We start from the raw sequence: 14,096 nt of genomic DNA on the forward strand, positions 1-14,096 counted from the left end.
ATCTGGGCTGTTCTAACCAAAAATTAAAACGGATTTTGGCGAACCGAGGGAACAGGCAGATCGAAAAGGCTCAACCGCCCGGCTCGATTTATCCCTAAGCTGCTATGAGCAGGCTATGACCATGATAGTCGCATTATCCTGATAAGGCCTTTGCTGCGCGAGGACATGCTCCAAAATAAATGCGGCCGCCTGCTGCGGATCATGACGGACAGCCTCCTGCAGCAATGGCTCTGATAAATCATCATAAAGCCCGTCGCTGACGAGTAAAATGAAGTCGCCTGCCATCAGTTGCAGCGGAGCTTGGTTAGCATCGATCTCCGTTATCCGGGGAATGCCCAGATAGCTCGTCAATAAATGACGTTCAGGATGCGAATCCGCTTCCTCTTGCGTCAGCTTGCCTGCTTTCACCTGCTCATTCAGCCGATTCGCATAGACATGATCCCGCGTCAACGGAATCAACACGCCGCCCCGATACAGGTAAATGCGGCTGTCCCCTGCCGAGATCCAGTGTAGCTGCTGCTCCCTGACATCAACGGCAATCAGCGTCGTTCCTACGCTCCATTCCAGCCCATGCTCCAGAGCCAGCTCATAGACCGCTTTGTTCGCCATATGCAGCGAATGCTCCAGTGCCTGCGGAATAGAGCAAGCCGATGCCGCTGTGCCCATATGTTCGCTTAGCATCGTCTGCACCGCAAGCTCGCCGGCCTCCTTGCCCATGGCATAACCGCCCATCCCGTCGGCAAGCACTGCAAAAACACCGTTTTGTTTGCTTCCAAAAGGTTGCGCTAGTGGAGAAAAGCCAAACGCATCCTGCTGCTCCTCGCGCTCGCCAATATGCTGCGCATAGCCAGTAATGACCGTAAATGGTGCGGCTTCCTCTCGGTTAGATGCAGCAGGCGGTGTGGGGGGATTGGGCGCAGCCGTCATTAACGGTTCAATGGTTTGTTTTATTGAAGGAGGAATTGGTGGAATTGGCGGAGGCTCTGATGGCGGCGTAATCGTTGGCGCGATCGCAAGCTCCACCTTTGGCTTCGTTCGGGATTGAGCCTGCAGCGCGGCGTCTCTCTGATCGCTTGTTCGTCTCCGGCCAGCAGGCAGATCGAACACGAATACTGCTAGCAATGCTCCAAAACCAATCATGCCGCCTATAATCATCCTTTCGATAAACTCGATCTGATCCTTGGCCCAAAGTTGATCCAATTGCTCAACCGGTATGGCTTTCATTCCGATAAACACAATGACCAACAGCAGCAAAACAATCGCCAACCCCCTGTTTATCCACTTTTTCACCATACGATCCCCGCCTCGCCTCAGCTTGTCACTCGTCATCTACATTGTTATTTCTCGGTGCATCTTTTTATGCCGAAACCTTATTCATTTACAGGAAAGAAATCGCTAGTAAATCAGCTTGATGATAGGGCTAGCTTGCTTAAAACCGTATGCGCGTCGAGCTAATCCACTGTGCCCCTTCATGTACACTGCACAAACTGCACTAGAAACCTGACATGACGAACAAAAGATGAAGCTACGCTGCAGAAACGCAGTAAAATGACCTCTATATCGGGAATTAACATCCTAGTATGTCTCCATACCTCGCCAGAAATCAAAAAAGGAAAGCCCCGCCCGAAGGCGGAGCTTTCCTCTATTCGTTTGCTTCCCTCACGGCTAAAGCGCCGCGCATTGCAAGTTTAGACCGCGATATCCCGGTAGGATGCCAGCACATTGCCATCCAAATCCGTCGCAAATAAAACCGAGCGCTCGCTCTCGAGCACGAAGCTGTAGCTCTTATTGCTCGCTTCGTCCCGCACGGTAACGGGGCAGTCCATGCCCGCCTCTGATACAAACGTATACAAACTGCCCTGCTTAAACTGCAGCTTGCTTCCGAAAACGCCCGGGTGATCTCCTCCAGCTTCCCATGTCATGCCCGGCTTCAAGTCGTCCGCTTCGTTCAGCGCGGCTTCATATAGCGCCTTCAATGTATCCGTACGCTCGTTAAGCTCAAGCGGCAGCGGACACCACATCAGCTTCCCTTTTCCGTGGGCGATTGTGCGAACGGCTGCAATGCCGTCCGGCACGCCCCCATTGCCGAGCGCCACCTCTTTGTTCAGCTCCCCAATCTTCTTGCCTCCGAAAGATGCTGCGTAGGTACGCTCGCCAATTTGCAGCCTTTCCTCTCGCGACAAATTGCTTAGACGGTAAGGTCCCACAAGCGATTCCGCCCGCGATGTTGGCTTCCAGTATTCATCAAGCCCAATCGGCCCGGTGAACAGCAGCGTGCCTCCGTTAGCTTCAATATGCGCAAACAGCTCCGTCAGCGCAGCATTGCTGAAATTGTGGGCGCTAGGCACGATAATAAGCTTCGGCTTATCCCGCTGCAGCGTCTCCAAGTGGAACTCTCCTATGCCCCGATGCGGAAGCTTCATTTCGTAACCAAGCACGCGGGTTAGGTTGCCTGTCGCCTCGCAAGCAAAGCGGCGGCTTGAGAAATCATTCGAGTAAGGGAACACAACAGCGATCTCCTCCAGCTGGCGCTCCTCAAACAGGCTCGAAATCCGGCCAATAAACTTGCCAAAGTCATACGATACATCGGCTTCCGGCTTCTGGGTTCCGTCAGCGCGCAGCGCTCCAATGTTCGACTCGCAAACGTTATCCATGAAGTAGTTCGTGTTCCACAGCCACTGCACCGCACCCGCGCCGCCAGCGGCAAAAGCATATGCGTATTTGCGCTCCAAGATGTTCCTCAGCTCTTCCTCTGTGCGCTTCGCCCGGTTATCCGGCATTTCCACGTACATAATGCCCGTCTCCTGAATCAGCGTCGGCTTGCTAGGGTCTTTGCCGTACACGCTGTCCCATAGCAGCCTGTCATTTAGCCACCATGTGTGCACGGTCGTGTAGTCGACGCTTTCTGCATACATCAGCGGCGAAGGCCGCGGCCCCATACCAAGCGCTTCGTCCTGGCCAACGGTCACAAGCTGCCTAGGCTGTATCGCATGAATCGTTGCCGTTAGCTCTCCCACCCAGCGATTATGCATGTCCATCGTAAACCGCGTGTAATCCAGCCAGCGCGTGTTTTTCTTAAGCTTCTTCACGTCTTGGATATCAAAAGCGATATCCGTTTGCTCCGGAAGCGTCACCGCTTCAAAGTCAGGCAATTCCGTGCTCGTCATATTCCACCGCGCCTGCAAGTGGCCGATCGATTCATGCCGCTGCTTCAGCCAATTCACATAAGCTGCTTTTTCATAAGGATCGTGCATCGAGCGCGGGCCGGAGAATATGCGCATGTGATCAAACAACGAAGGCTCATTGATTAAATCCCACTGCACATTCGTTGTGTGCTTATGCCGGGATACGATCGCAGCAATAAACCGTTTTTGCGCTTGAACGCTTCTTGGATCAAGATATGGATTTTTGCCTTCCCAAGCTTCCGGTGCAAATGCAAAAAAGCTGAAGGTCATTTCAATCTCATGCTTAGCCGCCGTCAAAATAAAAGCATCAATCGCACGCAGCAGCTCCTCCGACGCATGCCCGTCCTCAAACATAAGATGCCGCCAAGCCGTCCATAGGCCGGTGCGGATCAGGTTGATTCCCGCCTCTTTCATCGTCGCCATATCTTGGTCCCAAATCGCGATATTCGGCAAAAACACAAATTTCCGCCCTACGTCCGAAGTCATGTAGGTCATCCCGACGATAGGGAAAGGGGCGCCGTTTTTCTCAAAATAATCACGTCCCACAGCAAGCGGAGTACCCTTCTCAAGCAATTCGCGGTCATGGCCCCAGAAGCCCTGCCGCAAAACTCGCTTCTCCCCGCTTGCAGCTTCCGCTTCGCACACGATCTCGTACATGCCCGGCGCAACAGCAAGCGGCACGCTGATCGACTTGTATTCGATTTCGCTTCCGACGCTCAGGCTCAAGCTATGCCGCCAAATCGCCTCTGCCTCTCCTTGCTTGTAAACCGAAATAGCCATCGCCCAGTTCTCGGGCTTGTTGCCCTGCCCATAGCGATCAGCCGATAGGATCTGCTGCGCTTGAAGCGTAAGATGCGGTCTCTCTGCCTCATAATAAACGGCATAGCTTGGCTTAATCCAAAGCTCGGTAACGCCGCCAGCGCAAAAAGCCGCCCATTCCGCTAAAGCATCCGCGCCCTCGCCTGACCAAAAACAATCCGACAGCTGCTGATTGACAAATAACCAGCGTCCGCCCGCAAATGGCCCCCTTGTGTGCTCCATCAGCACGACAGGAGCCGATACTTCCCTTCCGTCAATAGACAAGCCCTTTAGAAGCGGACGAATATGCGCGTTCATCGGTCCCGCCGAGCCCGTAGCCTGATTCAACTGATCCCGCTCATGCGTAACATGCAAAATAAGGCCGTAGGTCGGTTCGATCGTAAACAAATGCTCCTTGCCCTGAAGCAGCGGCAGCTCCTCATTGTGGCTTAGCACGGTCGAGCGCGTATGATCCACAGCTAACGCCTCATGAATAAAAATTTCCTGATGATAAGCGGTCAATTCCGGCTCAATCTCCCATTCATCGCCATCACGGCTCACCGGATGCTTAAGAGGAGCTCCGCCCGTATGAATGAGTCCTCCGCCACGCTGCACAAACGCAGCTATATCCGGCCAAGCTGCCTTAGGAAAATATGGCCCATGCAGATGAATCAGGCAATCTACTCCGTCTTCTCTAAGCGCAAGCGACAGTCCCTCCGCATCGGTAACTTTGAACTGTCCATTCAGCTTTTCAAGCGATCCCGCATCGGGCGCACAGCCGTTCAACGGAAATGTCGGGTCATAAAATAGTACTGCTTTCATCGTTCTCGCTCCTATCCTTTATTTATCGTTTATGGATCTTTGCTTTCCTTGATCCGCTATTTATTGCATAATGAAAGACTAGGCATAAAGAAAGCTCTTTCATTTCAACTACGCACTGGAGGCGAATACAGTCGTGCCAAAGCTCACTTACAAGTCAACTTCGTTGTCACGAGCCAAAAAAAATTGGAATCATATGAAGTCAAGCCTGCTTCTAAAATACGCCTTATCCTATATACTCATCTTTCTTATTCCATTGACCGGAGTCACTGTATTTGTATATGAAAACGCAGTCAATAGCCTCCGCTCCGAGATTGAACAGTCCAATGTGAATCAATTGAATCAGGTCAAAATGACGATTGACGACCGGATGAGAGAGCTTCAGGAAATCGCCAGCAAAATCGCCTACGACGAGCATTTAACGCCCTATATGGTACGTCATCCTTATTACGGCTGGGAGGCTATCCGGCAGCTTTCTACCTACAAAGCCAACAGCAGCATTTTGGAAGATTTATTTCTATATTTCCATGACGATTCTACTATTTACTCTTCGCGCGGCCTCACCGATGTGGACGTCGTATTCAACCAAACCTATCAATTTAAAAATGGGAGCAAAGAGGACCTGCTTCGCGATCTAAATGAGGCTACCCACCCTGTCATGCGTCCCGCCGAGCAAGTTAACGTAAACTACCGCAAGGAGTCGATGCTGACCCTGCTCGTGCCGATTATGCCTAACGATCCGTTTCCTTATGGAACCGTTGTCTATCTGATGGAAGAGTCCAAGCTGACCGGGGTCATGGATTCCATTCTTAACGAGTTTTCCGGAAGCAGCTATATTTTTGACCAGGACGGGAAAATGCTGACTTCCAACAATCACGGGGCAACCATGCCGCAGGACGAGCTATCTGTCCTCTCCGCATTGCAGCCCGGCATTCACAACCTGACGCTGAACAACGAAAAGCAGTCGGTCGTCGCCGTGCTCTCGCAGGAGAATGGATGGACTTACGTCACCGCGATGCCGAGCCATCAATTTTTCAGCCGTGTCGTTCACATTCAAACGTTAATTCTGCTTGTATTCAGCATCGTCGTCCTAACGGGAATTGCCGCAGCCATGCTGCTTGCCAAGCGCCAATACCATCCGATCAAGGATTTGATGGAGTTCGCTAGGCTAAAAAGCAAAAGCACCGCTTTGGATTCCGCCAAAATCAGCAATGAGTGGGATTGGATTAAGCAGACCATCCACGATTACAATGCCCGGATCGATATACAGGAGCCTTATGTGCGCAACCAATGCTTGCTGCTTCTGCTTAAGCACGGCAAGCCTGACGATCCTGAGATTGAGCAGTTGATCTTGGGCGCGGGGCTTGAGCTTCCGCAGGGGCAAGGCTTGTATTTCTCCGTTATTTTGGCTTGGAACGCTTCCTATGCGGGCGAGAATGCCCGGCACGAGCGCCAACAGATGCAGGAATTGCTTCATGAGCTAGAGCTTCCCGACCTTCAAGCACAGGTTTATGGCATTGAGTTCTCTCCATCGGAGCAATTTGCGCTCATGGTTAGCCTGGTACCGTCAGAGACTGCGGCCTTGCAGCAGCAGATCGAGCAAATCGTGGAAACCGTAAAGCTCATGGTCATCGAAAACTCGCAGCTCATGCCATCCATAGGGGTAGGCACAGCTTACGAGAACCTGGCAGAGCTTAACCAATCCTTTATCGAGGCGGCAACCGCGCTGGAATTCCGATTGGCAGGCGGCAATGGCCACGTGACCTATTTCGAGCACTTGGCGGAGCTTAGCTCGCCGGATGCCGAGACCTTCTGGATCTCCAAGAAGTCGCTGCTCAAGCTGGAGCAAAGTCTTAAGCAAGGAAATGAATCCGTAGCCAGACAAATGATCAGCAGCATAATTTCCGATATCAAAAATGAATCATTATCCGTCCCGCTGCTGCGCTGCATCTGCTACGATCTTCTGAATGCCATGCTGCGTGTAGCTTCTGAAATGGGCATGCACAGCGTCATCCAGCATATTTCTTCCTTGGCATCGTTCGACACGCTGGACGATACCGAGCAGAAGCTGAACGGGCTCGCTGAGCAAATTTGCGCGCAGGTGGAGCGCAATACCGAAACCGAGCAGCATTCTTTGATGGACGATATCGTAGCCTACGTCGATCAGCAATATGCCGACTATACGCTCAGCCTGGAGCATATCGCCTTGAAGTACTCGATCTCGACTTCCTATTTGAGCCGCAGCTTCAAAGAAAAAACGGGGCTCAACTTTTCCCAATATATTTCGCGCTGCCGCATGGATGAGGTGATTCGTTTGCTGCTGGCCACCGATGCGCCGCTGAAAGACATCATTGAACGTGTCGGGTATTTGGATACGCCAAACTTTATCCGCAAATTCAAGAAGGAAACAGGCTTTACACCTGGGCAGTACCGCAAGCTTAACGCGCCCGAAGCCACGTCCGCGAAGGAAAACGCGCTTTAGTTATTAAGCGTATCTTCGCCATAATGCCCATAATCAAAGCCAACTCTTAAGCACCTGATTCGGTGCTAAGAGTTGGCTTATTTAGATGGAGATTAGCTCGTTTTCCAGCGGTCGTATGCCGTTTGGTAAATCTCAGCTATCCGTTGTCCACCCATTTTTTTGATCGTGTCCACATATTTATCCCAGCCGCTGATCGAATCTTGGCCGGTGATGAATTTTGCTTCCATTTGCATGACGTAAGTGCTCAGGTCCGAGCGCAGCTTCGTTACCTCAGCCGACTCTTCCGCCGTTAGGAACAACGCTGGGAATGGCACTTTTGCGCCGCGATCCAGAAGCTTTTCCTTAGATTCCTTCGTTACCCACTCATCAAATTCCGTTTTCAGCCCAATCGTAAGATCATCGCTAATCACCATCGGCGCGGAAATGCCGTAGTTAGGCGTCAGCGTGGAGCGGAACTCTTCGCGATCGCCGCCGCCCGGAACAGGCAGCCATTCCTTCGTCATAGAAGCTTTGTCCGTATACTTCCACAATGTGCCTTCTGGGCCTTTGTCGAACAGCATCGCACCATCATAGGAGTACAAATAATCGACCCAACGCATCGATGCTTCCGGCGCTTTATTGCTGCTCGAGATGGCGAATGCTCCGGTAGCGTAGCCTTTATTTTTCGCAATAGCAGGCGCTTGTACCATGTCGCTCTTCACTGGGCTGAACATCACATCATCTGTGTTTGGCTCGCCGCCATGCGTAAAGTATGCATGCCAATCCGAGAACAAGCCGATTTGATTGTTTTTCGCTTTTGCTTTCTTCTGGTCGTCCGTTTGGGAGAAGGACTCATGATCAAGCAATTCCTCGCTCCAAAGGCGATTCATATATTCGAGGTATGCCTTGTACGGCTCTTCCATCGGCGTATAGTGAACAACATCCTTCTCATCGGCATAAATCTCTTCCTCATATGCGCCAAACGCGCCGAGAATCCATGTCCGCAGATCTCTCATCTTGGAGGAGGAAGCGAGCGGAATTTCGTCCTTTTTGCCATTGCCGTTCGGATCTTCTTCTTTGACCCGCTTCAAATAGGTGTACAATTCTTCCGTCGTTTCAGGAAGCTTCTTGATATCAAGCGCTTTCAGAAAATCGCCGTTATACCAAAGCGGGTTGCGGTACCATGGCTGGTTGAACTCGATCCGCGGCAGCGAATAAATATGTCCGTCCGGTGCTGTGATCGATTTGCGGATATCCGGGTAATCCTCAAGCAGCTTCTTCACGTTAGGCGCATATTCATCAATTAGGCCTTCGAGCGGAATAAGGATGCCTTGTCCGCCGTAGTTAAGCTCCTCCGCTTGCGTCAGCTTCGCGCCGAAAAATACATCGGGATAGTCGCCGCTTGCGAACACCAAGTTTTTCTTCGTATCGAAGCTGTCTCTTGGCGCGTTCAAATATTCGAATTTAATGCCCGTCAGCTTCTCCATCTCCGACATGACCGGCATGTCCTTCCAGTTCTGAATGCCGATATCCGGCGCCATTAGCGATAAGGTAATGCTCTCGTTAACGATCGGGAAACCTTCTTTATTTACGCTTTCGGCTGCTCCCGCTCCTGCCGTGTTTCCTTTTTCCTTGTCGCCGGACGAGCCGCAGCCAGCCAGCAATGTAACCGTCATCACTCCTGCCAGCAGCAGCGACCAAGCTTTTCTTGATTTGTGCATGCTTAAATCCTCCCTTTTTTCCCTCTAATGTATTTGGTCATGCTATATAATAAGCGAAGAAATAATTTCCCTCGTCCATTATCTCACAAAGTGCTGCCTAGCGGCCCCGAATAGGGCAACTAACCTTTTACAGAGCCAATCATTACGCCTTGCACGAAGTAACGCTGCAGGAATGGATATACCGCAATAATCGGTAGCGTCGATACGATGATGACCGCATATTTGACCAAAGAAGCGGCGTCCGCCTTGGAGTTCATCGCCATCGCTACCTCTCCGCTAACCGCGGCTCCGGTTGTCTCTGCCGTCATCTCCTGAAGCACGAGAATTTGGCGCAGGATCATCTGAAGCGGATATTTCGCCTCGTCATTCAAGTAAATCAAAGCCGAAAAATAGCTATTCCAATGCCCGACTCCATAAAACAGAGCCATAACGGCAATAATCGGAGACGATAGCGGCAAAATGATCCGGACGAACAGCTTCATGTTCGTGCATCCGTCCATATGCGCAGCCTCCTGCAGCTCCTTCGGAATCGTAGACTGGAAGAAGGTCCGCGCCACGATAATATTCCATACAGAGGCAGCAACCGGCAAAATAAGCGCACCCATGCTGTTGATAAGACCTAGGTTCTTAATTAACAGGTAGCTTGGCACAAGCCCCCCGCTAAAGAACATCGTAACCAGAATGATGCCCATAAACAGCTTGCGGCCGATGAAATCGGTTCTGCTCAGCGCGTAGGCGGCAGGCAGCGTAACGACTAGATTAAGCAAGGTTCCAAGAACCGTATAAATAATCGTATTTAGATACCCATTCCATATTTTCGCGTTATCGAATACCAGCTTGTACCCTTCCCAAGTAATGCCCTTCGGAAACAGCCACATTTCGCCCGAATTTACGAGCTTGGGATCGCTTATCGAAGCGCTGACCATATAAAGCACCGGATACAGCACAACGACTAGTGCAAGCAGCAAATAAATATAGTTCATCATCAGAAACAGCTTATCGCCCTTTGATTCTTTTACAGCTGTAACCATACGTTTCTGTTCCTCCTTCCTACCAAAGGCTTGTCTCGCTTGTGCGTTTTGCAATTTTATTAACCATAATGAGCAAGAGGGCATTCACTACTGAATTGAACAAGCCAACTGCCGTAGAGAAGCTATACTGCGCATCCACTAGCCCGGAACGGTATACGAATGTAGAAATAACGTCGGATGACCCCATATTGAGCGGATTTTGCAGCAGCAAAATTTTCTCGAAACCTACGCCCAGGATGTTGCCCATGTTCAAAATCAATAGGATCGTAATGGTCGGCACAATCGTTGGCAGGTTAATGTGCAGCACACGCTTGAACCTGCTCGCGCCATCGACGATAGCAGCCTCATGCAGCTGCGGATCTACGCCTGACAATGCCGCTAGGTAAATAATCGTCCCCCAGCCCGCGCTTTGCCACACGCCTGACAAGACGTACACCGTCTTAAACCATTTAGGATCCGTAAGATAGGCTGCCGGCTCCATGCCGAGCAGCTCGATTAGCTTTACAAGCATCCCTGACGATGGCGACAGGAAAGTAATGATCATCCCGGCCATAACCACGACTGAAATAAAATGCGGAGCATAAGTAACCGTTTGCACCGTTTTCTTAAAATAGCCGTTTTTAATTTCGTTAAAAGCAAGTGCCAATATAATCGGCAGCGGAAATCCGATGGCTAGCTCATATAGGCTGATGCTGAACGTATTCCATAATAGATCCCAGAAATAATAGGAATTAAAGAATCTCTCGAAATGCTCGAAGCCTACCCATGGGCTTCCCATAATGCCTTTTGTCGGTATGAAGTTTTTAAAAGCAATCTGGATGCCGTACATCGGTCCGTAGTGAAAAATAAGAAAGTACAGCATGACAGGAGTCATGAATAAGTAGAGCTCCCAGTTTTGCAGCATCTTTTTGCCGAGCGATTTGTTCCCGCGCATTTTTGTGTTTAAAGGGAGCGCTTGCTGTTCGTTTCCTTTCATCTCTCTCGAATCCTCCTCTCTCTATTTTGTTAGTTTCAGCTATCACATCGCCGATTGTCGGCATTGCAATTGACTAACGCTTACATTCCAAATTGTAGACATTATTGCCTAGCCCGGTAAATATGTATGATCTGCATTGTCATTCCAAAAGGCTGTAACCGTAAGGTTTTACAGCGTTTTCATGATGATTGCTGTCATTCTTCCGCTGCCCATCATGCTGCTAATGTGTTGGATATGCTCTATGTAAATATGGTGCAAGTGATACATATTGTGCTTTGCAGATAAATGTGTGAACCTTTCTTACGAATGCGCATACAAACCTAATTCAATTCAGGAGGCTTTTTGACCGTGACAAACAAAACCGCCCATCTTATCTCCCATACCCATTGGGACAGAGAATGGTATATGCCTTACGAATACCACCATACGCTGCTCACTGAGCTAATGAACGATTTGCTTCGCACTTTGGAAGAGGACGACGAATTTCGCAGCTTTCATCTGGACGGGCAGACGATCATTATGGAAGACTATCTTCAAATCCATCCCGAGAAAAGAGAAGCGCTGGAGAAATATATTCGCGAGGGCCGCATTATCATAGGTCCTTGGTATGTGCTGCAGGATGAATTTCTGACGAGCTCCGAGGCGAATGTCCGCAACCTATTGATCGGACATCAAGACGCGGCTCATTACGGCGTCATTTCCAAGCTCGGTTATTTTCCCGACTCCTTTGGCAATATGGGGCAAGCGCCGCAAATGCTGAAGCAAGCCGATATCGATACCGCCGTATTCGGACGCGGCGTAAAACCAACCGGCTTCGATAATATGGTGGGGGAATCGGAGGGCTCAAGCTACGAATCGCCTTTCTCGGAGATGCACTGGTCCTCTCCTGACGGCTCGACCGTACTGGGGCTGCTCTTCGCCAATTGGTACAACAACGGCATGGAGGTTCCGACCGATCCGGACGAAGCGAAAGCTTACTGGGCCAAAAGGCTTGCCGATGCCGGTAAATATGCGTCTACGCCGGAGCTTCTATTTATGAACGGCTGCGACCATCAGCCTGTCCAAACGAATTTATCAGAGGGAATCCGCACGGCACGCGAGCTGTTTCCTGACATAAACTTTGTCCATTCCAGCTTCGAGCAATACTTGGAGGCGCTAAAAGGCCAGCTTCCCGCGAATTTGACCACGGTCAAAGGTGAGCTGCGCAGTCAGCATACCGATGGATGGAGCACGCTCGTCAATACGGCTTCGGCACGGGTTTATTTGAAGCAGCTGAATCAGCGCGGGCAGACGCTGCTGGAGAAAGGCGCTGAGCCTCTCGCAGCGCTTGCTCATTTGGTCGCGGGCCAAGCTTACCCGCATCAGCTGTTGACCTATGCATGGAAGACACTCATGCAAAATCATCCTCATGACAGCATTTGCGGCTGCAGCGTGGACGAGGTGCATCAGGAAATGGTTACCCGTTTCGATAAGAGCCGGCATACGGCGGAATCGATCATTACGGAGAGCCTAAGCGCGATCGCGGGGCAGATCGATACGAGCGGAGCTTCAGCATGGGCGAAGGAAGACGTGCCGGTCACGATTTTCAACATGACAGGCTGGGAACGCAGCGGTACGGTGAGCGTGGAGCTGATCGTGGCCAAAGCTTATTTCAAGGAAGGGCCTAACCCGGCTGCGATTGCCGAGCGTCTGGAGAAGCTTCCGCTGGATATCGAGCGCGGAGTGCTGCTTGATGATGAGGGCCGCGCGATTGCTGCCAAGGCTGAGGATTTGGGCGTTCATTTTGGTTATGAGCTGCCGAAGGATAAATTCCGCCAGCCCTACATGGCGCGTAAAATTCGGCTGACCTTTGAAGCAAGCCGGGTTCCGGCGCTTGGCTTCAAAACCTATGCTTGGGCACCGTCGTCCGCTGCCTCCACGCTAACGCCCGCTAATTCGCTGAGCGCTAGCCCAAATGGCATGGAAAACCAATTTATCGCCGTTCGCTTCCAGGCGGACGGATCCATAAACCTAACCGATAAAGAAACCGGGAAAACGTTCGAAGGGCTTGGCGTCTATGAGAATTGCGGCGACCTTGGCAATGAATATGTATTTAGGCAGCCTGAGGGTGAACAGCCTCTAACAACAAAAGGCATTCCGGCAACGATAACGATGGTCGAGAATGAAGCCTACCGGATCACATACGAAATCGTTCATGAATGGACTGTCCCTGCGCGTGCAGACGATACCTTCACCGAAGAAAAGCGTAAAATGGTCCGTTTCCGTGACCGCAAAGCACAACGGGTGGAGGATCGGGTGCCGCTGCGCATTGTAACGCGCGTCAGCCTTGAACAATCCGGCAAAGGGCTGCAAGTGCAAGCCTCCTTTAATAACCAAGCCAAGGATCATCGCCTTCGCGCGCTGTTCCCGACAGGGCTGAAAGCTGACCGCCATTTGGCTGACTCTATCTTCGAGGTTGCCTCGCGGGATACGACGCCTGCCAAGGAGTGGACAAATCCAAGCAATGCGCAGCATCAGCAGGCATTTGCCAGTGTGTCAGATGGGGAGTACGGCTTAACTATCGCCAATAAAGGGTTGAACGAATACGAGGTGCTGCGCGGCGAATCCCATACGATTGCCGTAACGCTTCTTCGCGCAGTCTCCGAGCTTGGCGACTGGGGCGTATTTCCGACGCCGGAAGCGCAGTGCCTAGGCGAGCAAACGGTAGAGTTCGCTATCTACCCGCATGCCGGAGATGCCATAACGTCTGAAGCTTTCGCCCAAGCTTACCAATTCCAAGCGCCTTGGTTCCATTTGCAAACCGATAATCAACAAGGCTCGCTGCCAACGACCTATGCGCCTCTGAAATGGGAAGGCAAAGGGTTCGCATTGTCCGCCTTCAAAGTGTCGCAGCCTAGCGGAGACGTAATCGTTCGTTGGTATAACGTTGCCGGGGAGCCGCAGGAGCTTGCTTTTCAGGCTAACTTTGATACAGACCGCATTTATCAAAGCGATATTTTGGAACGACGCCAAGCGGCCGCGAGCATTCAGGACGGACAGGTACGTGAAACGGTTGGAACAGCAAAAATTATGACCTATGCCCTTAAATTAAACTAAGCAGGAGGT

At 51.1% G+C, this 14,096-nt stretch carries 7 protein-coding genes; 2 read left to right on the forward strand and 5 right to left on the reverse strand.

Going from position 1 to position 14,096, the window contains the following annotated elements:
• Positions 1-102 precede the first annotated feature (102 nt).
• Together A7975_RS25675 and A7975_RS25680 are read right to left on the reverse strand one after the other, a co-directional pair.
• Positions 103-1,293: a PP2C family protein-serine/threonine phosphatase gene (locus A7975_RS25675; RefSeq protein WP_065387018.1), complete on the reverse strand. Its 1,191-nt coding sequence runs from the start codon at positions 1,291-1,293 to the stop codon at positions 103-105.
• 395 nt (positions 1,294-1,688) lie between these two features.
• Entirely contained in the window at positions 1,689-4,805 is a 3,117-nt protein-coding gene (locus A7975_RS25680) for a beta-galactosidase (protein WP_065387019.1), read from the reverse strand.
• A gap of 133 nt (positions 4,806-4,938) precedes the next feature.
• Here A7975_RS25680 and A7975_RS25685 point away from each other — a divergent pair, with 133 nt between their 5' ends.
• The gene (locus tag A7975_RS25685; RefSeq protein ID WP_369688961.1) at positions 4,939-7,284 is read left to right on the forward strand and encodes a helix-turn-helix domain-containing protein; all 2,346 of its coding nucleotides are present in this window, start codon (positions 4,939-4,941) and stop codon (positions 7,282-7,284) included.
• Positions 7,285-7,376: 92 nt separating this feature from the next.
• On the opposite strand, the gene A7975_RS25690 is transcribed toward A7975_RS25685, so the two are convergent.
• From A7975_RS25690 to A7975_RS25700, 3 genes are all read right to left on the reverse strand, one after another.
• Complete coding sequence (locus A7975_RS25690) at positions 7,377-8,984, reverse strand: extracellular solute-binding protein (RefSeq protein WP_065387020.1); 1,608 nt, start codon at positions 8,982-8,984, stop codon at positions 7,377-7,379.
• Between the two features lie 119 nt (positions 8,985-9,103).
• Positions 9,104-10,015: a carbohydrate ABC transporter permease gene (locus A7975_RS25695; protein WP_053373652.1), complete on the reverse strand. Its 912-nt coding sequence runs from the start codon at positions 10,013-10,015 to the stop codon at positions 9,104-9,106.
• 19 nt (positions 10,016-10,034) lie between these two features.
• Positions 10,035-10,949, reverse strand: a complete 915-nt coding sequence (locus A7975_RS25700; protein WP_442950649.1) for an ABC transporter permease — start codon at positions 10,947-10,949, stop codon at positions 10,035-10,037.
• Between the two features lie 390 nt (positions 10,950-11,339).
• Between A7975_RS25700 and A7975_RS25705 the strand changes: the two genes are divergently transcribed.
• Positions 11,340-14,087 carry an alpha-mannosidase gene (locus tag A7975_RS25705; RefSeq protein ID WP_141680420.1) on the forward strand — a complete coding sequence of 916 codons (2,748 nt, stop codon included), beginning with the start codon at positions 11,340-11,342 and terminating at the stop codon, positions 14,085-14,087.
• Positions 14,088-14,096 lie beyond the last annotated feature (9 nt).

This window comes from Bacillus sp. FJAT-26390 (genome assembly GCF_001682865.1).
Lineage (GTDB): Bacteria > Bacillota > Bacilli > Paenibacillales > Paenibacillaceae > Pristimantibacillus.